Raw genomic sequence first — 21,039 nt, 5'->3', positions numbered from 1 at the left:
GGGTAGTGAGTTAAATGACGATAATCGATCCCCAGAAAGTTCCCGCGTTCCCGGTCTATACGCTGCAAATCAGCGAAGACCGCCAGACGCTGACCTTAGACGGGGCGCAGGTACCCGTACTCGATGAGGAAGATTTCATCGAGGCGGGCAAAAATGCGATTATCGCCAAACTCGCTAACCACCACCTCGGCGTGGTGCGGGTACGAGCTATCGACGCTTCGACCGGCCAAACCTGGGACATGATTGTCGCTGCCACCGGCGAAGTCCTTGACCTCACCGAACAGCAAGAAGCTGAACTTGCGGCTACAGCCCGCCGGCAGCGCCGCACCAAGCGCCTGATGATCGCTGGGGTGAGCACCCTTACGGTGCTCACCCTCGGCGGCATCGGCACCGCCGTGGTCGTCGCGAACCAACCTGCCGCGACCGTCCCGGCCTACACCCCGCAAGGGGTTGGGGCCACGTTGCCGGCCGCGCCCCCGCCACAACACGAAGTGACGGCCGCGTGGAGCCACCCCACCCGGGAGGGGGCCACCGTCAACCTGATCAGCCCCGACCGATTGCTGACCGCTGATCCTGAGGGCACCGTCACCGGGCGTACCCCGGCCACGGGCCAGCCGGTCTGGCGTGGAGACAAAGCCCCCGAAGATCTGGCCTCCATGCACCAAGGCATCTGGGCCGGCAATCCCATCTATGCGGCCGCAGAGCGCAACGAGTTGCGCCTCTGGCCGGTAGACATGCCCTACGACACCCCGAGCGTGGCACCAACCAGCATCGCTTTGGAACCAGGGCAAACGGCGCGCACCGACACCCACATTCCCTACATCGACCTGGGGGATTGGTATATCCGGGTACCTGATCCGGCCGGCACGTTGCATGAGGTGATGATCCCACCCGGCTCCACCGTGCTGGACGTAGCCGCCGATGGAACGATCACCACGATCAGCGCCACCACCATCTACACCCTGGACAACACCGGCACGATCCTGAACGAGCAGAAATTCACCGCGCCTAAAGGTGCTATGAAATACCCGGTGCGAGTGTGGCTGCTGGACGATACCCACGCCCTGCTGGCCTGGGATGACACCGAACGCATCATGGGTGTTCTGGACACCACCACCGGAAGTCTGCTGTTCAGCGGCACACCGCGCACCATCCCCACCGCCACCGAACCCCTGCTGGTGGACAGGGACGCGAAAACCGCCGCCCTCGGAACGGTCGGCATCCGCTATGGGGCCAACGGTGCTCTAGTGGATCTACCCTCGGCAGATCTGTCCGCGATCCACGGCAACCTGATCTACGCGAACACGAACAACGGGCCGGCCACCCTGAACCTCGCCGCACCGGAGGCCGAGCCGAAGTCCTGGGCGAACTACCGGGCCGAAGATCCCGCCCCGGTGCTGGTCACCGATGACGCGGTATATGTGGTGGCCACCCAGTTGGAGAACACCACCGTCTACCGCTCCAACAAAATCCAGTAGGGAGGGACAGGACTATGGGCGAAGAACAAGGCGGCGGAGCCAAAATCATCCTGGCTGTCCTGGGGGTTTTGCTTCTACTGGTCATCACGCCGATCATCCTGTTCCTGGGTGCCGGGAGCAAGAAGCAAGTCGATCCAAATGCGCCGTGCGTCATCGAGGGAACCCCTATCGCGGATGCCGACAAGGACGGCAAGCCCACAGTCAAAATCCCGGAGCAGTACCGGGAAGCCGTAGAGCAATCCGCGCAGAGCGCAGGACTGCCGGTAGGGATCATTGCCGCACAGATTAACCAAGAATCCGGGTGGAACGCCAAGGCTGTGTCCCCGGTCGGGGCACGCGGCATCGCGCAGTTCATGCCAGGAACCTGGGGCGAATGGGGCAACGGGAAAGATCCTTTCGACCCGTTCGCCGGACTGGATGCCCAAGGCCGCTACATGAAGCACCTCGCCGGACAAGTCGCCAAGCTGGCAAGTAATGAGCAGGAGAAAATCCAGCTCACCCTCGCCGCCTACAACGCCGGAGCCGGCAACGTCCAAAAATACGGCGGCATCCCGCCCTTTGACGAAACCGAACACTACGTCGAAATCATCATGGACAACGCCCAGATGGACTATTCCTCCACCTGCGAAGCCCCCGGCGGCTTCGACTTTGGCGACCTGTCCACGGATGAATGGGCGCACCCTTACCCGAACTCTTATCTCACCTCAGGCTTCGGGCAGCGTACCTGTCCCATCGGCAACTGCGCAGGAAAGCCGTTCTTGATGTATCACGAGGGCATCGACCTGGGCGGATCTGAACCCTACTTCTACGCTCCCACCGACATGAAAATCACCTACGTCTCTGTAGGATCACCAGATCAACTGTATGGGGAATATGGCAATTACATTTTCGCTCAGATGACCGAAGCTCCGTATCTGGTCTTTGAGTTCCACGAAGCACAAGATCACTCGCTGCTGGTGAAAACCGGCGACGTCGTAGAGAAAGGCACCCCACTGGGCAAACCGGGCGCGACCGGTAATTCCAGTGGCATCCACGTGCATTTCCAGATCAACGACCCGAAAACCAGTGTGTTTGACCGGCCAGCGATCAACAACGGCAAAACCTATGACCCGATCCCGATCCTTCGACAGCAAAAGGTGAACATCCAATGAAACACCCCAAGATCCTCACCCTGGCACTGGCCGCAGGACTCGTCACGGGAGTAGCCGGCTGCACGCCGGCCAGCACCGAGACGGTAACCAGCAACGCATCGACCGTCACCCCAACCATGGCCAGCCCTACCGCCCCAGCACCCAGCAGCAGCGGCAACGAGAGCAGTCATTCCCAGGGCCAAGCCACCGAAGATCCGGCCAAGGTCGAGCTGGCCAAGCAAGCGGCCACAATCATGACCACCTGGAACCCCACCAAGGACTTCAACCGCACCGCCGCCGAGCTGCGCGCCCGCCCACTCATGACTCCCGAACGGGCCAAGGAAGTCATCGCCCCCGAACGGCCCGCGACCGGCGTTGAATGGCTAACCGCCGCCGAAAAGAAGGCCACCAGCAAACCCACGGTGAAGCTGATGACAGAGCACCACGAGCAAAACACCATCGCCGTCACCGCCACGTGGCAATGGGTCACCAAGGACGGGGAATCCTGGGCCGGGGAAGGGAAGCAAACGTTCTTCTTCACCTTCACCGACACCGAACCGTACAAGATCCGCGACTACGTTTCCTCCGTCCGCTAACCAGCACCCCACCGTCTGAGCCGTATCGCCTACAGAGCTATCCCAGTGTGAAGAAAGCGAGTACACCATGAGCACCACCGAAGAACTTATCGAAGCGACCGTCACCAAAGACGGCACCGCCACCGTGACCATCCAGGGCACCACCCACGAGTTCACCGCAACCAGTGAAGCTGCCGCCCGAGCACAAACCGTGGAACTAGTCAGCAAACACGCCACCAAACGCGGTACGGCCGTGCGCGCAGTGATGCACGATGACCAAGGCTCCTGGCCCGTCAAAGTCCACCCCGATGGCACCGTGGAACCAGACACCACCACCCCACCGGCCAGCAGTGACAAGCCCGCCGCGCGCCGCCGCCGTGTCGATAGTCCGGTCACGCACGTGGCCAACGCTGAAACGGCTGTCATCGAAGAACCAGCAATGAGCGAAGAATCCACCGCCGCAGCGCCCGAGCCGCCCGCCATCACAGAAACTGCACCCGAACCGGAGGAACCAGCGATGGAACCTGTCCAAGCTGCCGACAAGTCCCAGAGCGCCACACCGGTCCCCGCCGGCCCATCTAGTGCAACTGCCAAAGCCCAGCAGCCGAACCCGTTTGTCCAGAAATCCCAGTCCCACACCGTTCCCGCGCCGGACGAAGCACCAGCGACCCGGCGCGAAGCCCGCCAAAGCTTCCTCACCCAGGAACAAGTCGAAGAACCCGCCACCCAAGGCTGGCGCGGCGCCATGACCCGCCTCGGTATCCGCATGGCACCCAGCGAGGCCGAACGTGCCGAACGCGCCGATGTGCAAGCGGTGAGCCAGCACTGGCCAGGGCCACGCACCATCGCCATTGTGAACGGCAAAGGCGGAGCCGGGAAAACCCCGACCACGGTGTTGCTCAGTGCGATCTTCGCCCGCTACGGTGGAGCCGGGGTGCTGGCCTGGGATAACAACCAGACCCGAGGCACCCTGGGCTGGCGCACCGAACAAGGCCCGCACGAAGCGACCTTGTTGGAGCTGCTGCCCGAATCCGAAAAACTCTTAGGCACCGGAGCACAATCGGCAGACCTCGCCCATTTCGTGCACCACCAGACCCGCGACCGGTTCGACGTGCTGCGCTCCAAGCCCATGGAGCTGGCCAGCGCCCAACGCGTAGACGCAGCCGACGTGGACGCGATCCACCGGGTGGCCTCCAAGTATTACCGGCTGATCTTCATTGACTCGGGAAACGACGAGTCAGATCCGATGTGGCGGCGCATGATCGACCACACCGATCAGCTCGTCGTGGCTACCACGACCCGGGATGACCACGCCGAAGCCGGGGCACTGCTGCTGGAAGCGCTCGCGCAGCAGAACGACAAGGCCCACGCCCTGGCACACAACGCCGTAGCCGTGGTAACCCAAGCTGATTCCAAAGCCACCGCCGCCGACGTACAGCGCGTCGCAGACGGTTACAAAACCCTAGCCCGCGATGTGGCAAGCATTCCGTTTGATCCGGCGATGGTGGACGGTATTCTGCGCTACGACGCGCTACGCCCAGCTACGCAGCGGGCATGGCTGGCGGCGGGCGCGGCTGTCGCACGGGGTCTTTGAAAATTCTGTACCGCTGAAATATGCGGTACAGAATTTTCCGACACGCGAATAAAAAACTTTCGTTGTGCATGCATACGGTATATGTTGAAGGTATGAGAATGCGGAGAGAAGACAATGCACCCACGGTGCTCCTACAGGGCCGTGTGGCACCTGAGAGTCGTGAGGCAGTCACTCGCGCGGCCAAGACCAGCGGCATGAGCGCATCTCTCTACCTCGATAGTTTGATCACTGTTCTTTTGGAGCAAGGAAAAGGCGAGCTGCCGAATCTTTCCTATTTGCTCAACGTAGACCAACAGGAGCAACTGCCCGTGGATAAGCCTTAAACGGAAAAGGCCGCGCAGTGCGCGACCTTTTCTAAGAATCCGAATCTGATCTGCCATAACTTTGGCGAGTCTCGCAGACCAGATTGACAAGTAGCTTCCGGTTACCAAGCCGGACGCTCCCTTTACTGCACCCTCCCGAAGGAGATGCTGTATGTCCATAATAGCGCCATCAAGCGCCCAATCAACAACTGCCACCCCTGAAACGCCGCACCATGGCGCGATTCAGGCCACAACCAAGCCTCACTGCACTCGTCCGCGCGACGGCCGCGTGGCTGCGATCCTCGCCCACACGGCCCAAGGACACCGCCCCTTCACCAAGGCAGAAACCCCCGAAGGGTTCACCGCCAAGGGCAAAAGGCAGTTCAACGCGGCCAAAGAATCCCTGGCCACCAAACACGCCCACACCCCTCCCCCGCTACACATCAAGCGGGTCTCCCGCGCTCAGGAAACCTCTCCCCGGGCCATTGCCTGGGCGATCCCCCAGGGCAGCCGCAAAGTCGATCACACCGCCCAAGCTTGGCGTGCCGCCCGTTCCCTGGACGAGCTGCTATGCCGCCGGGCCGACTGCCAGCGCAACATCATGGCCGTACTCTGGGTACTCCTTCGCTACACCGATCACACCACCATGACCGTCCGCATCACCTGGGACACCATCGCCACCAAAGCCCGCGTCAGCCGCGCCACCGTCGGCAACGCCCTGAAATTCCTACGCACCCACGGCATCCTCGGCATCGTCGCCTCAGGCCGCAGCGCCACCTACGCCGCCAAAGCCGGCCAACCAGCCACCAACGAAGCCCCCGTCTACGTCATCTGCCGGCCCATCGGTCTCGGCCTACGCCCCCAGGACGCACCGGACACCACCCCCAAGCCGCGTGCTCAGGCACAAGGCGCCGCCGGTACCTGTGGAAATAACTTAGAACCCCTCCCCGTAGGGGGGTTAACCACTTACGAAGTAAGTTCCTACACGCGCACGCGCGAGAAAAACACCCAGATTGAGCCGCTACGCGGCACTGAAAATCATGGGCACGGCTGCGCCGTGCGAACTCACCACCCCGATGAGCGACAAGTCACCCTGTGGCCGGCCAACCGACGCATCAGCTCGAGAAGCCAGGGGTTATCGGCTGCCGCTGAAATCTTGCGTTTGATGCCAGATTTGGCCCGTTTTTCCAAGAAAAACGTGCTGAACATGGTCAAACCATTTTTTGACGCGGGCTGGACGATCTCAGATATTCACCACGCTCTGGATTGGCGTACCACCCCGGGTTTGCACGGGAAGGAAGCCTGGGGGGCACTCCCCCAACATGATCATGACACACAGTCCTACATCGACTACTGCCGCATCCTGCGCGCAGCAATCCTCTACCGCCTCCGTCAGTGGATAACCCCCACCGGCGAAGTCATGACCAGCCGCTCACAACGCGCCACCGCACAAAGCACCCAATCCCGCGCTGCCGCGCGCGCCGCCGCCGAGCGCCGCGCCCATCACGCCAAGCAACGGCCAGCCCACCAAAGCGCCGCAGCAACCGGTGCAGCCAAAGTCCGCGCAGCGCTTGCCTTCGCACGTAAATCCATCTAGAACTAAACACACATGAACAAAGTGAGTAAAAGAGTATTTGAGTAGATGAGTTTTTACTCATTTACTCTGATAGACTAAGGAATAATACATCATTTACTCAATTACTCACCACAGTAAGGGAATCATGAAAACCATCGCTGTTTTGAACCAAAAAGGCGGGGCCGGGAAAACAACCATCGCCACCCACTTGGCGACCGCTTTGCAGCACTCGGGCCACTCGGTGCTTCTCGTCGATTCCGACCCGCAGGGCAGCGCTAGAGACTGGGCTGCTGTCCGGGAAGAGCACCCCGTTTCTGTGGTGGGCATCGACCGCCCTACTATTGAGCGTGACCTGAAAAGCTTGGCTCCTGTTGATTTCGTGATCATCGACGGAGCACCCCAAGCGAGTGATCTAGCCGTTTCGGCAATCAAGGCTGCAGATTTCGTATTGATTCCAGTGCAGCCTTCCCCCTACGACATTTGGGCAACGGCTGAACTTGTGGATCTAGTTAAGCAACGTATCGAAATCACCGATGGAAAGCTGAAAGCCAGTTTTGTTGTATCGCGCGCAATCACGGGATCAAATATCGGCAAAGAAGTTTCTGCAACGCTTGAGGAATACGGGCTACCTGTCCTAAATACAAAGATCAGTCAACGGGTTGACTATCCAGGAACAGCAGCCCGAGGGTCAACGGTTATTGAAGATCTTCCCCGTTCTGAGGGAACCCGGGAAATGCTAGAACTTAGTGCTGAAATCGAATCAATCATGGCCGAGCAGGAGGCTATCTAAATGAGCAACAGCAAAACAGGCCTGAGCGCTGGACGTCCCAGCCAGCGGGCCGGAAATGATAAGAGCCGGCTTCTGGCCAGCCTCCAAGACAAGGCGCCCGCAGAAGAGCTTGTTCGGGTTAATTTCTCGCTTCCAGAAAGCAAGCACACGAAACTCAAAGTCCACGTTGCGCGCAGCGAGCATAAGAGCATTCGAGCATTCCTGACAGCGTACATTGACTCCTTGCCAGATGAGTAAAAGAGTATTTGAGTAAATGAATAGTGGAGTAAGTGAGTTTTTGAGTAAAAGAGTGTTTACTCAAACACTCACTTACTCATTTTGGGGCAATAGGCTGCCTGTAGCCTCACAAGCAGTTCTTTAGCCTCCTGTCCACCTGTGCACAGCAAAAGCCCTCCCGCTCCGCTGCTTTTCCTGCACCCACGTGGACAGCAGGAACCAATCGACCGCCCGCACACAAGCCACAAGCTGCGGTACCTGAGTTCACCTACGACGGGGGATCGTGGCCCGTGCACGGCCTCTGGCAGAGGTGGTTCCCAGACGAAGATCAAGGGCACAACGACCTCATCTAAAGAAGCCAGGACAGCGAAAGTTCATTTCCTCATCCAAGAGTTCAGGCCGCATTCACTGTTAGCAGTTCCTTCCAGTGCGTGGTGTACCGCGGACTCATCATCTCCCGCCGCATCTCCCACGCCGGCCCCTGCTGTAATCCGGCCCGCCCTAAACCGATGGACTTCACACCATGTTCAGAACGAATCTGCTGGATCAGCGGGCCAATCTGTTTGGCCTCATGCGCTGACACGAACGGGTCAAAAGTTTCCTGCATGGCTAGGGGTTGAAGATCCATGACCACCACCCCCGCCCGCGCATATTTCACCCCGACCAAAATCTGGGGGAGTAGCTGTTTCGCCGCGCGGGTGAGCATCACCGGATCAGCCGTCGGCCCAGGCAGTTTCACCGTGATCGCTGGCTGGTGATCCTGGTGCTGGTTGTAGTAGCTGGTCATCGCCCACGCGGAGAGGATCCTAGCCTGTTGCTGGTGCTTATGCAGCCGTGCGGAGGCTTGCTGCGCATAAATCCCCATCACCTGCTCCATCCCCACACGATCAGTGATCGGATCGGAGAAACTGCGGGAGAAGATCAGCTGATCCTTGATCACCCGTTCTTCTTCCATCGGGATGCAGGGTATCCCGCGCAGTTCTAGCACGGTGCGCATCTGCACAATGGAGAACTTATCCCTGATCCGCACCTCGTTCGCATCGCGGAGTTCTTTAGCCGTCCAGATGCCTAACCCGCGCAGCCGCTTAGTCAGCCGAGGGCCGATACCCCACACCTCCACCACCGGCAGACGCGCCAGCAGATTCTCAGTGGTCTGCGCTGGGGCACTATCCCACACGCACACCCCGCCCAGCTCTTTGATGTGCTTGGCGGTCTTGTTCGCCATTTTCGCCAACGTCTTGGACTTGGCGATCCCCACACACACCGGCAACCCGGTCAGCCGGAACACCTCAGCCTTGATCCGCTCACCCAGGGCTTGCAGTTCATCCAGGGTGCCGGATACGCCCAGGAACGCTTCGTCAATGGAATAGACCTCCACCCAGGCGGAGAAGCGGCCCAGCAGTCTCATGACGCGGGCCGACATTTCCCCATACAGCTCGTAATTAGAGGACTTCGCGACCAGCCCGAGGCGGTCAGCGTCGGCCGCGAGTTTGAACCAGGGCGCCCCCATCTCAATGCCTAAGGCTTTGGCTTCGCTGCTGCGCGCGACCGCGCAGCCATCATTATTGGACAGCACGATTACCGGGCGGGCTTCGAGTTTCGGGTCAAAGACGCGTTCGCAGGAGACATAGAAGCTGTTCACATCAACATGTGCGATGTATTCGCCCCGCTGTGCCGGGTTGGGGGAGTCTAGAGGTGATGGAGGCATGTGGTGGCCACACCCCAAATCCTGAAATCCGATAGTTCCGCTACGCGCAGATCGGGATAGTCCGGGTTCTCTGCTTTCAACACCACCCCGGCAGGGCCAGTGGAGAGACGTTTGACGGTCATCTCCCCGTCGATCACTGCAATCACCACGTGCCCATCGCGTGGCTGCACACTGCGGTCAACGATCAGCTCGTCCCCATCGCTGATTCCCGCGTCCTGCATCGACTCACCAGACACCCGCACAATGAAGGTCGAGACTTGATCACGGATCAGCATCTCGGATAGATCAATCTTCGTATCGGAGTAGTCCTGGGCTGGGGAAGGGTAACCCGCCGGGACACGGTCCAGGGCCATAGCGATCACCCGTTGCGGCGGGGTCGCCAGCTCGCAAACCTGTATACGATCAATTTTCATCACAGCACACTTTCTTAGAATCTACATTCTAATCCTTTACCGTAGCGACGGCGACCGACACTAGCGCAATGCATCCCCAAGAAGTCACTTTGATAGAACTGTGCCCGGGGTTTTCCCGGCTGATTTCCCCATGGTTCAAGACTCATTAACCCGTGGTGCGCGTGGAGGGGTTGGGTTTTTTCGGCATCGACAAGGGGTAGTCCAAGGGATTGGGGCACGCTCGCGAAGGCTCAGCCAGGGCGCAACCCCAGTTTTCAAGATGGCCTCACCGTGAGTGATTCTCTAGCCGGCCCAGGTTCCCGGACGGGCGGACATTTGCCAAAAAATAATTGTCTATCTCTACTAGACAAGAGATGTCTAGGCGGGGTAGACTAAAGATATAAGGACAATGAACCAGGGAAAGGAAAAGCGATGAAAACTACAGCTCAGACCACGTTCACCGGGCCAGACTTGCCCTTCGATGACCGCAGCGGCGACGGCTACGACTACTTGGACACCGCCGAAAACGCAGGATGGACGGTCATTGCCCAATGGGGAGCCGAAGGCTACGACTTCGGCGCATGGCCCTACGTGATCGGATTCGCCCGCCAGATCAACAAGGGCGGCAAGCGCCACTTCGGCTACGGCCTCTACGTCGAAGGTGACACCACCACCAAATATTTCGACACCTTGGAAGCGTGCAAAGAAGCCATTGACCGTGACGCTCATTGGTTCTGGAAAACAGGGCAAAGCGACGGCCCCAACGATGTACCCGAGAAGTTCGAGGATCTACCCGCCAAATATCGCGGCCTCCCCACCGACTAGCTAGCACCCGGTGCCCCGCCTCGCGGCGGGGTACCGCCGCCCAGAAAGCAGGAATTTCCCATGAGCACCGTTGCCCCTTATATCGTCCTCAACTGCCCGGTAACCCAAATTCTCGGCTTCTACGACTCAGAAGAAGCCGCCACCACCGCCGCCGAGGAATTTGGACAGTGCAGTTTCGCCTATAAGCTCAGCCCCAAAGAAATCGCGGCGCTGACAGCCCAGGAATAACCCCAAGGAGGGAAATCGTGGAAACGCTCGTCACCGTCTACATCAAGCCATCGTGCGTGCAGTGCAACGCCACCTACCGTGCCCTAGAAAGCGCTGGAATCGCCTATAGCGCCGTAGACGTAAGCACCAATGATGACGCGCTCACCTACATCAAAAGCCTTGGCTACGCGCAAGCCCCGGTCGTGGTCGCGGGAGCCGAACACTGGTCAGGATTCAGGCCGGATAAAATAGCCGATATTGTCTAGTCCCCCTTGACTTGTCAGTCTAGGGGGACTAGACTAAAATTATGAAAACAACGAAAACCAAGGAAGTGACCAAGTTCCTCAAGGCCCAGGGGTGGAGCGTGATTCGGTCGCAAGGGCCGCATGATGTGTGGGCCTCACCGGATGGAAGTAAAGTTTTCGCCCTCCCCAGGCACAAGGAAACCTCCCCGGGGATCATCCGGCAGCTCAGCAAGATCTTCCCGCAGATCCCGAGGAACTGGAAGTAACCGCCCCGGCGGGAGGGCATCAGCCTTCCCGCCGCAGAAAGGAATAAGATGCACACCCATCGAACCCTAGAAGCCGTGGCCATGAAGGATGGCAAGTGGTGGGAAATTTCCATCCCCGAACTTGACCAAGTGACCTCGACCAAGAAACTCAGCGAGGTGCAGGAGTACGCGGACAGCCTCGCGGCAGCAATCCTGGACGTGCCCGAGGACGCAGTGACCGTCCATGTCACCTACGAGCTACCGGAGGCCGCTAAAAAGGAATGGGCCAAGGCCCGCGAGGAAACCGACAAGGCCCGCGAACTGAGCATCTCGGCAGCAGAGCACACACGCCGCGTCGTGCGCGGACTACACGCCGAAGGCTACACCGTGCGCGACATTGAGAAAGTGCTCGGCATTAGCTTCCAGCGCGCCAGCCAGCTACTCAAAGGCTAACTTTCAAGTCACTCACCTACTCAAATACGTTTTTACTCAGTTACTCAGTTACTCAGTTACTCAGTTACTCAGTTACTCAAAAATTGGGTACCTTCACCTAAAGTCAGGAGATGCACTATGACTAGCGAGCCAGAGGACACGCCCACCGCTGAAAGCCTCACCCAAGTCATCCGAGACTACGTACAGGGCAGCCGTTACTTGCCCGGAGTCGTTCGGCAGCTGACCAACCCGAAAGCGTATATCGAAACACCTGCGGGCAGGTATCCAGGAAACGTGCTGCTCGAAGCCGTGCTGAAAGTCGTAGAGGGCATGCAGCGGGCCGGGGTCACCGGAGCCGAAATTCTGCGCGCCAGCAACACCGAGTTCCAGACAGCCGGCCCCGAAGCGGCTGAACTCATGCCCTACATCGGAGGCATCGTATGGCTGGCCGACGAAGAATACGAATACGAGACCATGTATAACATCGGAACTGAGAGCGCGATCTATGAGATCCTGCTCCTCGCGTCCGGTACCGCAACCGACCTCGACTACGGTATGAACTGTGAAGGCGACACACCGAGGGAAGAGACCATGACCCGCCACGCTTCAGAAATTTATGATGACCTCAAAGCCTTGGCCAATGAGCTGGAAGACCTCGCGGAGACCGGGCGCATCACCATGAGTACCGACTCCTGGAACAAGGACTACCCCGACACGAACCAAGCCGTCGCCCAAGCCCTGGCTGCGCTACAGGTCGCGATCAACGCCACCTGCTGGATGGAAACCCTGCCCGAGGCCGACCCAACAGCGATGTAACCGGGGTAACGCGGTTAAGCCTCCTGCCCACCTGTGCACAGCAAAAGCCCTATCGCTGCGCTGCTTTTCCTGCACACACGTGGACAGCAGGAACCAATCGACCGCCCGCACACAAGCCACAAGCTGCGGTACCTGAGTTCACCTACGACAGGGGGATCGTGACCCGTGCACGGCCTCTGCCGGTGGGATCTGCTCCGCCAGGCCAACGACAACACCTATCGTGAGAACAACATCCGAAAAAGGAGCAAGGCTATGAAACGTTCGATCATCATGCTGTGTGGCGCAGCGGTACTGCTAAGCGCCGGTTGCACCGCCGCACCGAATGCAGCAGCGCCCACGCCGGCCCCCAGCCAATCCGTCAACGAGCTTGACCCAACAACCTGCATCATCGCCGGCGAACGCTTCACGGAAGATGCAGCTATCTCGCTGGAATGCGGCGAAGGCGCCACAGCCCAGATCATCTTCGAGGACGGTGAAGCAGTATCCACCTCGGGCCAGCTGCACGGCTGGACACCCCTGGGTGCCTCACACGGCACCGCCGATGACCCGGACTTCCTACGCGTGCAGATCCAGAACAACGACCAGATTTGCAGTTTCGGCCGGAAACTCACCGAAGATCCGAAAGACACCTGGAACAGCTGCAACACCAAGCCGGCACCGACCGGCGGCAAACTCACCCAACCTGAAAAAGGCTCAGAAGCATAAGCTGTTCCCTGCTAAAGCTAAACCACGTTAGGCCAGCCATACCGGTCAAGCCAGGGAACTAATAATGTTCCGAAACCGGGGCAGCGCGGTTAAGCCTCCTGCCCACCTGTGCACAGCAAAAGCCCTCCCGCTTCGCTGCTTTTCCTGCACACACGTGGACAGCAGGAACCATTCGACCGCCCGCGCACAAGCCACAAGTTGCGGTGCCTGAGTTCACCTGCGACGGGGGATCGTGGCCTGTGCACGGCCTCTGGCAACTGGCACTCGACGAACCACCCGGCACCAGGAAGAAAGGCGCACCGTGGCCAAGAACCGGAAGAACCTCGATGACATTGTGATTGCCAGCGCACGGCACCAACTCACCATCGACCGTGTAAACACCACACCGTTCACGAACCATGCAGCACTCAAAACTATTGGCAGCGCTTTAGCTATCTTGGCCCTCTACCTCTACGGATGGGCCGACAGCATCGAAGCCGCCGTGCGCGTCCTGGTCAGCAACACCGAGATTCCTGCGCCGACGCTCACCGACGCGCACGCCTCGAAACTGCTGCGTTCGATCACCCAAGACCTCGTGATCACCGTCCTGGCATTCGGCCTATTCTCTCTCCTTAGAAACACACCAGACAGAAAACGATCAGCACCCAAAGCGGCTATGGCTTTCGGGATAGCCTTCGCCATTATCAACTTCGGTATGGCCGTTATGCTGGGCACCGGAACACTGCTGAGCCTGACCGGGCTGCAATCCAACGAATACCCGCACCCCATCATTGATGCCGGCTCCACCACCCAGGCACTCTATATTCTCGATGGTGTCTTGGCCGGCCCGACCGAGGAACTGGTCATGCTCGCCCTCGTGGTCGTGCTCTTGCGCAAAATCAACCTCGGCTGGACTTGGATCACCCTGGTGGCCATCGCCCTGCGCCTTCCCTTCCACCTGTACTACGGGTGGGCCTCCTTCGCCCTGAGCCTCTGGGTCATCGGGATCATCCTGCTCTACCGCCGCACCAACCTCATCTTGCCGATCATCCTGGCCCACTGCGCCAAGAACCTGATCGGCGGACTCGCCGCCTTCAACATCCTGCCAATACTGGCCCTTGCCGCACTAGTCATCCTGATCCTCGGGTTCAGCATGTACGCCGTGCTGAATTACCTCATAAAGAGCTACCGGCCAGCTCCGAAAACATCGTGAACAAGGGACTGCACACAAAGGACTCAGCGAGTTCTTCAATGTCATGAAGAGTGCCTTCACCTGAGAGAATTTACCGAGCACCTGATTTATGGGATGGATGGGGTAAATTTTTCATGGCCAAAACGCTTTCACTCAACGAAATTCGCCAGCGTTGCGTGCAGCTCGTTATCGACTGGCGCGATGAACCGGGCGAAGAAAAGCAGCAAGCACAGTCTTTTGTGCGCCACTTGTTGAGCGCTTACGGCATCACCGGTAACAAGGCCGCCCTGTATGAGAAGCGGGCTAAGCGTACTTCCACCGGCCGCCAAGGCTACATCGACGCACTGATTCCTGGCTTGTGCGTGATCGAAATGAAAAGCCGGGGCAAAGACCTCGCCCAAGCTGAGATCCAAGCCCTGGACTACATCGATGACCTGGCGGAGATTGAAACCCCGCGCTGGATCATCACCAGCGATTTCTTCACTTTCCGAATCCTTGACTTGCACGCCACAGACGGCGAGGACGCCACCGAATTCACGCTGGAAGAACTACCAGCCAAGATGGAACATCTGGCGTTCTTGGCCGGATACCAGCAGCGGGAATTCGGCAGCAAGGAGCAAGAACTCGCTTCGATCAAGGCGGCACAGCTCATGGCCGGCCTCTATGAGGAACTTGAAGGCTCAGGCTACGACGATCACGAAGCCAGCGTGTTCCTCGTGCGTACCCTCTTCGCCCTGTATGCCGATGATTCCGGGGTGTGGGAACGCGACTTGTTCTACGAGTACCTGGAAACCCGCACCAGCCCGGACGGGTCCGACCTCGGCGGCCAGCTCACCATGCTCTACCAAGCACTGAATAAACGCCCAGAACACCGGCAGCGGAATCTGGATGAAATGATCCAGCGCTTCCCCTACGTCAACGGCGGTATTTTCGCTGAACCCCTCAGCATCCCGGCCTTCGACTCGGGCATGCGCGACAAACTGCTGCGCGCGTGTGCGTTCAACTGGTCGGACATCAGCCCTGCAATCTTTGGCTCACTTTTCCAAGCGGTCAAGGACAAGAAAGCTCGTCGCGAGCTGGGGGAGCACTACACCACCGAAACGAATATCCTCAAAACCATCGGTCCGTTGTTCCTGGACCAGATCAAGGAACAGTTCGCCGCCAACGCCCACAACGTGTCCGGGCTGAACAAACTGCGTAAAACGATGGGGGAGATGCGTTTCCTTGACCCCGCATGTGGCTGCGGAAACTTCCTAGTGGTCGCCTACCGCGAGATGCGCACCCTTGATTTGCAGATCCTACAGCGGCTTCAAGAACTAGGAGACCACACAGCTACTGCGTTCTTCGTGAAGGAAGATCTGCCGGTCCGGGCGGAGCACTTTTTTGGCATCGAAATTGAAGAATGGCCAGCTCGCATCGCCACTACTGCGCTGCACTTGGTCGATCACCAAGCCAACCAGGCAATGGAACTCGCTTTGGGGATGGCCCCAGAACCGCTGCCACTTGGCACTGTCGAAACCATTTACGTTGGCAACGCTCTAAGAACTGATTGGTTGCAAATTGTCCCTAGATCAGAGCAAACCATCATTATGGGCAACCCGCCGTTCTTGGGCCATGCATCACGTACGGAGGAACAGGCCAGAGAACTGCGCGATGTGTGGGAACGCGAAGACATTGGCCGTCTTGATTACGTGACTGGCTGGTACAAGAAAGCAATCGACTTCTTTGGCATGATGACCAAAGGGCGGTTTGCCTTCGTATCAACAAACTCCATCACACAGGGTGAACCAGTCCCAGCACTCTTCGGCCCCATTTTCGCCAAAGGCTGGCGAATCCGATTCGCCCACCAAACGTTCACATGGACCTCCGAAGCTCCCGGTGCAGCCGCAGTACACTGCGTTATCGTCGGTTTTGATCGCAATGAAAAGACCGCCCCACAATTGTTCACTTATGAGACTGTGCGTTCTCACGCAGTCGCAGTCCCGGCAAGAAACATTAACGGGTATCTACTTGACGCTCCGTCTGTATTCGTAGAACAGCGTCGAACAATTCTTGCCGCAGACTTACCACCAGCAGTGTTCGGAAGCATGCCACGCGATGGGGGCCACTTACTGGTCGGCGTGGAGGAAATCGACGAGGTGCGCCAAGATCCGTTCGCGGCGAAGTACCTCCGAAAATTTGTGCAAGCCAAGGAGCTGATCCGAAACGAAGATCGCTGGTGCTTATGGATGACTGATCTGGACCCCAGTGATGTTTCGAAGTCGCCTATCTTGAAAGAACGCCTTGAGGCAGTGGCGAAATTCAGAAGTGAATCAAAAGCTGCCTCAACACGAGAAATGGCTTCCACGCCCTATCTCTTCGGCCAGCGTTCCCAACCGAACGTTGATTATGTGTGTATTCCTCGGCATTTCTCGGAGACGCGGCACTTCGCTACAGTCTCGCATTTCGGTCCAGAGGTAATCTGTGGAGACGCAAATTTCAAAGCGGAAGACCCCGACGGTTTCCTTTTTGGTGTTATCAGTAGCTCGATGTTTCTTGCCTGGCAAAAAGCAGTTGGAGGACGAATCAAGTCTGATCTACGCTTTTCAAACACTCTAGTCTGGAACACATTCCCACTGCCAAAGCTGAGCGAGCCTCAAAAGCAGTCCATTATCGATGCTGGGCAACAAATATTGGCCGCACGTGCACTCCACCCGGATCGTTCACTCGCTGAGCACTACAATCCGCTTGCCATGAGTCCTGAAATTCTCAAAGCGCACGCAAGACTGGACCGGGCTGTCGATAAGGTTTTTGGTTCGCGAACGACTCTGACAACGGTTCAAGACCGGCAACAAGTACTACTTCGAAAGTACGCAGAGCTGATCAACAGCGAGATGCTACCGTCCAAGTAACGACGTCTGAAAATATAAAATGCCGCTGAGTCCGGATCCCGGTCTCAGCGGCCAATCGACACGCTAAAAGCTATTACTTTTTCTTTGGCTTACGGTGCAGACCGGCCAATACAGCAGTGATGATGTAATCCTTCACTTCCGCCCAAGAGCAGCCAGCACACCACAGCACGCATGCCTTCACAATAATTACGAGAATTTCAATGGCTGCGATGGCCAGCAGTGCAATGATAAGGGCGCGAAGTGAGATGTTGTTACCTTCAATTGCGAAGGTAACGCCAGCCCATGCCTTTGCTGTGTTGACGGAAATTTCCATTTTGTACCACCTTTCGGTCAGACCTGTCCCGTTGACAGCTGACATGGTGGTTCAAAGAATCACATTGGAAATTTCCCTCCTTTAATAGAAATGGCTGGCTATATTGTGGCATGGGGTATGCCATAGGAACAATAGGTTCGCAGAATTTATTTTTTGGCGACGTTGGACTGCCGGTGTCCGGATAGATCTACCTATACCTTTTCGCTCTTCTGCATTTCTGAGGCAGGTTTGGGGAGTAATTTGGTGATATGACGGGTTGGAACGTGTCAAGGCATCCCGAGTGGGACATGATGTACGCCGCTGGCTTGACCGTGCGGGAAATCGCGGACCGCTGCCGCCAAAACGTGGCGACAATCCGCCTCCATCTGTCCGTTCGCGAGAAGTATGCTCCGGGGTTGCGGGCGACCCATGAGGCTGCTTTGGCGGGCCGTGGCCCGGACCGTCCCACTACTGCCTGGAGGCGACGGCTCGATGAGGCATTGGCTTTTCAGGCTGCCCACCAGCGGCTCCCCAGCAACAGCGGTGAAGGTGTCGAGGGTTCTTTGGCCCGGTGGGTTGCTAATCAGCGTACCGCGTACCTGTCAGGGCGCATGTCTGCGGCGAAGGTCATCCTGCTTGACGGACTGGAAGGGTGGCAGGGCCACCCGCAGCAACAACTCCTGGACGAGAGGTGGCGGTCCACGCTGGCCGCGTTGACCGCTTATGTCGCTGCGGTAGGGGAGATGCCCCGATACAAGAATTATGCGAGCGAGCACGAGCGCACCTTGGGCGTGTGGTTGCATACCCAGCATCAGCGACGATCTGAAGGCACGCTCCAATCCTGGCGGCTGGAAGCCCTGGATGCTGCGGTGCCGTCCTGGCGCAGCCGCAGCTAACGCCAGCGACCGATGACGGGCCGTTGCCGGCAGCGCGTTTCGCCAGGTGGGTCACCACATGATGTCTGAAGCCGCATCGAGTGGATGCCGGGTGCCGCTTTGGGCCAGTTGCAGGTCATCCGCCTCGTGGACGGGCGCCGGGAAGGTGAGTCCGGTGTGTTCTTCGAGCTCGGCCATGGTGAGCTGGTAGATCCGGAACTCGTCCAGGGCCATGAGTACCTGCAGCCGGTCCAGGTCCTGGGTGAGCAGGAAGGCCCTGGCTTTGAGTTGCCCGTCCTGTGTGAAGAGGATGAGCTTCCAGTATTCGACGGGGATCTGGTAGCCCCGGTAGTGCTGGTCCTCGGTGTGGAAGACGGGGCCGGCGAAGACGCTGCAGCGTAGGTCATCGAGTTCCACGTCCTCGTAGAGCGCGTTTTCGAGTCGGCCCCAGATGCCGGCCTGGCCGGATTGGTTGAAGTCGTCCATTTGTGGGGTGATGTTGGTGAAGTAGAACGAGTCTCGGTTGGCTTGGTGTGCTTCGGCGTTTGGTCCCCAGGTGAGGTCGGCGCGGCGGGCGAGGTGGCCACGGTCGAGCCGGTTGTTCGCGTAGAGGTCGTTCCCGGCCTGGTACTGGTCGGGGATGCGGGGGTCTTTGGTGAAGTTCAGTCCGGTGCGGGAGAGCCGTTGTATGGCGGTGCCGTCGATGTTCCAGCCGACCCAGTAGGAGAATTTGCGGGTGCTGCTGAGGGTTAGGGAGAAATGTGTGTAGTCGATGATCGGTGATCCATCGATCATCACGGCATCCGTCTGCTGTTCGGTGCTGAACGTCGGGTAGTCGATGGTTGTAGCCAGAAATTCGATATTGAATCCGGTGCGTGAGTTGTTGCCGGTGCTGGTGGGCTGGGTACTGTCCATCAGATTCCCCTTATAAGTGGTAGGAGCTGTGGTGTTGGGTGGCTTGTAGGTTCAGGGTAGACGGTTGTGGTGGTGTCCTCTAGAGTCCACTTCAAGTCATCTGTAAATGCTGGAACCTAAGGGATGGGCTATGGTCAATCAGTCAGCGGCGAAAAGCCAAAGAAGATGGAAATCACCATGGAAATGGGTGAAGTCTCATCGCCCGGCGTTTCTGGTGCAGCTAATCTATTGGGCGCTGGTGGTCATCGGGTTCGTAGCGGGGGCATATCTACTTTTCAGCTGGGTCCTGAACCCGACTGATCAGAAACAGCCTGAAGAAATAGACGTCACGCGGATGGCTTTGACCGTGGCTGCTGGGTTTGGTGGTCTGGTGGCCTTGGTAGTGGCCTACCGCAAACAACGCGATGCAGAAGAGGGGCGCTTCGTAGAACGATTTGGTGCGGCAGCGGAACAGCTCGGGCATGTCGATGTTGCGGTGAGGATGGCTGGTGTCTATGCCATGGCCGGCGTTGCTGACCGGACAAGAAACATGGAACAACGTCAGCAATGCGTGGACGTACTCTGTGGGTACTTGCGATTGCCCTACGATCCCACTTCTATTGAAGACCATCAGGTATTGACGATTGTTCGCAACCCTGAACGTGAAGGGACAAGCACGTCCCGTGAGATCCATTTTCAGTATCGGCAAAATGACAGGGAAGTCCGTAATACCATCGTTCGGATTATCTCCGATCATTTGCGGCGTGATGATAGCCAAAGCTGGTCACAGTGCAGCTTTGACTTCAAGAATGTGTTTTTCGACAATGCTAATTTCTCAGGTGCACGTTTCGACGGGAGTATTACTTCGTTCGAGGGGGCGACGTTCGGTGGTGCATTCACTTCGTTTGCGTTGGTTGCATTCGGTTCGAGGAGAAGTTCATTTGTAGAGGCGACGTTCGACGCTAACCGCACACTGTTCACAGGGGCGACGTTCGACGGTACATTTACTTTGTTTAATCTCGCAAAGTTCAGCGGGGAATCAACGTTGTTTGAGGGGGCGAGGTTTGGCGGGGGAGAGACGTCGTTCGATAGGGCGATGTTTGACGGAGAAAAGACGGCATTTGTCTGGGCGATGTTTGGCGGGAAAAAGATATCGTTCCTCGGGGCCACGTTCAGTGGTAAAGAAACTTCGTTCCTCGGGGCAAGATTTGGCGGGGAATCGACGTTGTTCGGAGGGGCAACGTTCAGCGGGGAATCAACGTTGTTTGAAGGGGTGATGTTTGGCGGGGGAGAGACATCGTTCGATAGGGCGATGTTTGGCGGGGAAAAGACGTCGTTCGATAGGGCGATGTTTGGCGGGGAAAAGACGTCGTTCCTTGAGGCGAGGTTTGGCGGGGAAAAGACGTCGTTCCTTGAGGCGAGGTTCAGCGGGGAAAAGACGTCGTTCCTTGAGGCGAGGTTCAGCGGAAAAACGACTGCGTTCTACATGGCAACGTTCAGTGGGGCAATTACGTTGTTCGACCGGGCGATGTTCAGTGGGGCAATTACGTCGTTCGAAAGAGCGACTTTCAGTGGGGGAAAGACGTCGTTCTACATGACGACTTTCAGTGGGGAAAAGACGGCGTTCTACAGGGCGACGTTCAGCGGGTTAAAAATAGATTTTAACCACCCCCAACAGTG

Annotated in this window: 23 protein-coding genes; 19 read left to right on the top strand and 4 right to left on the bottom strand. The window is 58.0% G+C overall.

The window, feature by feature from the left end:
- The first annotated feature begins 14 nt into the window (after window positions 1–14).
- The 8 genes from IEY43_RS17105 to IEY43_RS17075 all read left to right on the top strand — a co-directional run bounded on the left by IEY43_RS17105 (window position 15) and on the right by IEY43_RS17075 (window position 7,682).
- Complete coding sequence (locus IEY43_RS17105) at window positions 15–1,478, top strand: hypothetical protein (RefSeq protein ID WP_188950096.1); 1,464 nt, start codon at window positions 15–17, stop codon at window positions 1,476–1,478.
- A gap of 14 nt (window positions 1,479–1,492) precedes the next feature.
- On the top strand, window positions 1,493–2,629 hold the full coding sequence (locus tag IEY43_RS17100) for a transglycosylase SLT domain-containing protein (RefSeq protein WP_188950094.1): 1,137 nt from the start codon (window positions 1,493–1,495) through the stop codon (window positions 2,627–2,629).
- A complete protein-coding gene (locus IEY43_RS17095) occupies window positions 2,626–3,204 on the top strand; it encodes a hypothetical protein (RefSeq protein WP_188950092.1) in 579 nt (192 codons plus the stop codon). The genes IEY43_RS17100 and IEY43_RS17095 overlap by 4 nt, the downstream gene beginning before the upstream one ends.
- A 67-nt stretch (window positions 3,205–3,271) precedes the next feature.
- Complete coding sequence (locus IEY43_RS17090) at window positions 3,272–4,777, top strand: MinD/ParA family ATP-binding protein (protein ID WP_188950090.1); 1,506 nt, start codon at window positions 3,272–3,274, stop codon at window positions 4,775–4,777.
- A 194-nt stretch (window positions 4,778–4,971) separates the two neighbouring features.
- Entirely contained in the window at window positions 4,972–5,100 is a 129-nt protein-coding gene (locus IEY43_RS18375) for a hypothetical protein (protein WP_268240085.1), read from the top strand.
- Between the two features lie 151 nt (window positions 5,101–5,251).
- Window positions 5,252–6,676: a hypothetical protein gene (locus IEY43_RS17085; RefSeq protein WP_188950088.1), complete on the top strand. Its 1,425-nt coding sequence runs from the start codon at window positions 5,252–5,254 to the stop codon at window positions 6,674–6,676.
- 124 nt (window positions 6,677–6,800) lie between these two features.
- A complete protein-coding gene (gene parA, locus IEY43_RS17080; protein ID WP_188950086.1) occupies window positions 6,801–7,445 on the top strand; it encodes a ParA family partition ATPase in 645 nt (214 codons plus the stop codon).
- A complete protein-coding gene (locus IEY43_RS17075) occupies window positions 7,446–7,682 on the top strand; it encodes a chromosome partitioning protein ParB (protein WP_188950084.1) in 237 nt (78 codons plus the stop codon).
- A 373-nt stretch (window positions 7,683–8,055) separates the two neighbouring features.
- Here the strand turns inward: IEY43_RS17075 and IEY43_RS17070 are convergent, their stop codons facing one another.
- On the bottom strand, window positions 8,056–9,369 hold the full coding sequence (locus IEY43_RS17070) for a Y-family DNA polymerase (protein WP_188950082.1): 1,314 nt from the start codon (window positions 9,367–9,369) through the stop codon (window positions 8,056–8,058).
- Window positions 9,351–9,722 (bottom strand): LexA family protein, encoded by a 372-nt coding sequence (locus tag IEY43_RS17065; protein WP_229777474.1) that lies wholly within the window; start codon window positions 9,720–9,722, stop codon window positions 9,351–9,353. Before IEY43_RS17065 ends, IEY43_RS17070 begins: the two co-directional genes overlap by 19 nt.
- Window positions 9,723–10,193: 471 nt before the next feature.
- Here IEY43_RS17065 and IEY43_RS17060 point away from each other — a divergent pair, with 471 nt between their 5' ends.
- The 9 genes from IEY43_RS17060 (at window position 10,194) to IEY43_RS17020 (ending at window position 17,298) form a co-directional block, all read left to right on the top strand.
- Window positions 10,194–10,586, top strand: a complete 393-nt coding sequence (locus IEY43_RS17060; RefSeq protein ID WP_188950080.1) for a hypothetical protein — start codon at window positions 10,194–10,196, stop codon at window positions 10,584–10,586.
- Window positions 10,587–10,646: 60 nt separating this feature from the next.
- Window positions 10,647–10,814, top strand: coding sequence for a hypothetical protein (locus IEY43_RS17055; RefSeq protein WP_188950078.1), 168 nt, complete (start codon window positions 10,647–10,649; stop codon window positions 10,812–10,814).
- Window positions 10,815–10,831: 17 nt separating this feature from the next.
- A complete protein-coding gene (nrdH, locus tag IEY43_RS17050; protein WP_188950076.1) occupies window positions 10,832–11,059 on the top strand; it encodes a glutaredoxin-like protein NrdH in 228 nt (75 codons plus the stop codon).
- 41 nt (window positions 11,060–11,100) lie between these two features.
- The gene (locus IEY43_RS17045; RefSeq protein ID WP_188950074.1) at window positions 11,101–11,304 is read left to right on the top strand and encodes a type II toxin-antitoxin system HicA family toxin; all 204 of its coding nucleotides are present in this window, start codon (window positions 11,101–11,103) and stop codon (window positions 11,302–11,304) included.
- A 48-nt stretch (window positions 11,305–11,352) separates the two neighbouring features.
- Window positions 11,353–11,736: a hypothetical protein gene (locus IEY43_RS17040; RefSeq protein WP_188950072.1), complete on the top strand. Its 384-nt coding sequence runs from the start codon at window positions 11,353–11,355 to the stop codon at window positions 11,734–11,736.
- Between the two features lie 117 nt (window positions 11,737–11,853).
- On the top strand, window positions 11,854–12,531 hold the full coding sequence (locus IEY43_RS18265; protein ID WP_229777472.1) for a hypothetical protein: 678 nt from the start codon (window positions 11,854–11,856) through the stop codon (window positions 12,529–12,531).
- A 165-nt stretch (window positions 12,532–12,696) separates the two neighbouring features.
- Entirely contained in the window at window positions 12,697–13,236 is a 540-nt protein-coding gene (locus tag IEY43_RS17030) for a hypothetical protein (RefSeq protein ID WP_188950071.1), read from the top strand.
- A 301-nt stretch (window positions 13,237–13,537) separates the two neighbouring features.
- Window positions 13,538–14,428, top strand: a complete 891-nt coding sequence (locus tag IEY43_RS17025) for a CPBP family glutamic-type intramembrane protease (RefSeq protein WP_188950068.1) — start codon at window positions 13,538–13,540, stop codon at window positions 14,426–14,428.
- Between the two features lie 113 nt (window positions 14,429–14,541).
- Window positions 14,542–17,298 (top strand): DNA methyltransferase, encoded by a 2,757-nt coding sequence (locus tag IEY43_RS17020; RefSeq protein ID WP_188950066.1) that lies wholly within the window; start codon window positions 14,542–14,544, stop codon window positions 17,296–17,298.
- Between the two features lie 73 nt (window positions 17,299–17,371).
- Here the strand turns inward: IEY43_RS17020 and IEY43_RS17015 are convergent, their stop codons facing one another.
- Complete coding sequence (locus tag IEY43_RS17015) at window positions 17,372–17,611, bottom strand: hypothetical protein (RefSeq protein WP_188950064.1); 240 nt, start codon at window positions 17,609–17,611, stop codon at window positions 17,372–17,374.
- Between the two features lie 248 nt (window positions 17,612–17,859).
- On the opposite strand from IEY43_RS17015, the gene IEY43_RS18370 reads away from it, so the two are divergent.
- A complete protein-coding gene (locus tag IEY43_RS18370) occupies window positions 17,860–18,486 on the top strand; it encodes a helicase associated domain-containing protein (RefSeq protein WP_308425075.1) in 627 nt (208 codons plus the stop codon).
- A gap of 51 nt (window positions 18,487–18,537) precedes the next feature.
- Here the strand turns inward: IEY43_RS18370 and IEY43_RS17005 are convergent, their stop codons facing one another.
- On the bottom strand, window positions 18,538–19,380 hold the full coding sequence (locus IEY43_RS17005; protein WP_188950060.1) for a DNA/RNA non-specific endonuclease: 843 nt from the start codon (window positions 19,378–19,380) through the stop codon (window positions 18,538–18,540).
- Window positions 19,381–19,510: 130 nt separating this feature from the next.
- On the opposite strand from IEY43_RS17005, the gene IEY43_RS17000 reads away from it, so the two are divergent.
- Window positions 19,511–21,039, top strand: a 1,529-nt coding sequence (locus tag IEY43_RS17000) for a pentapeptide repeat-containing protein (RefSeq protein ID WP_188950058.1), incomplete at its 3' end; no start/stop codon positions are given.

This window comes from Glutamicibacter protophormiae, from assembly GCF_014647495.1.
Taxonomy (GTDB): domain Bacteria; phylum Actinomycetota; class Actinomycetes; order Actinomycetales; family Micrococcaceae; genus Glutamicibacter; species Glutamicibacter protophormiae.
Note: the sequence above shows the minus strand (reverse complement) of the source record. Positions and strands in the feature narration are given on the sequence as shown.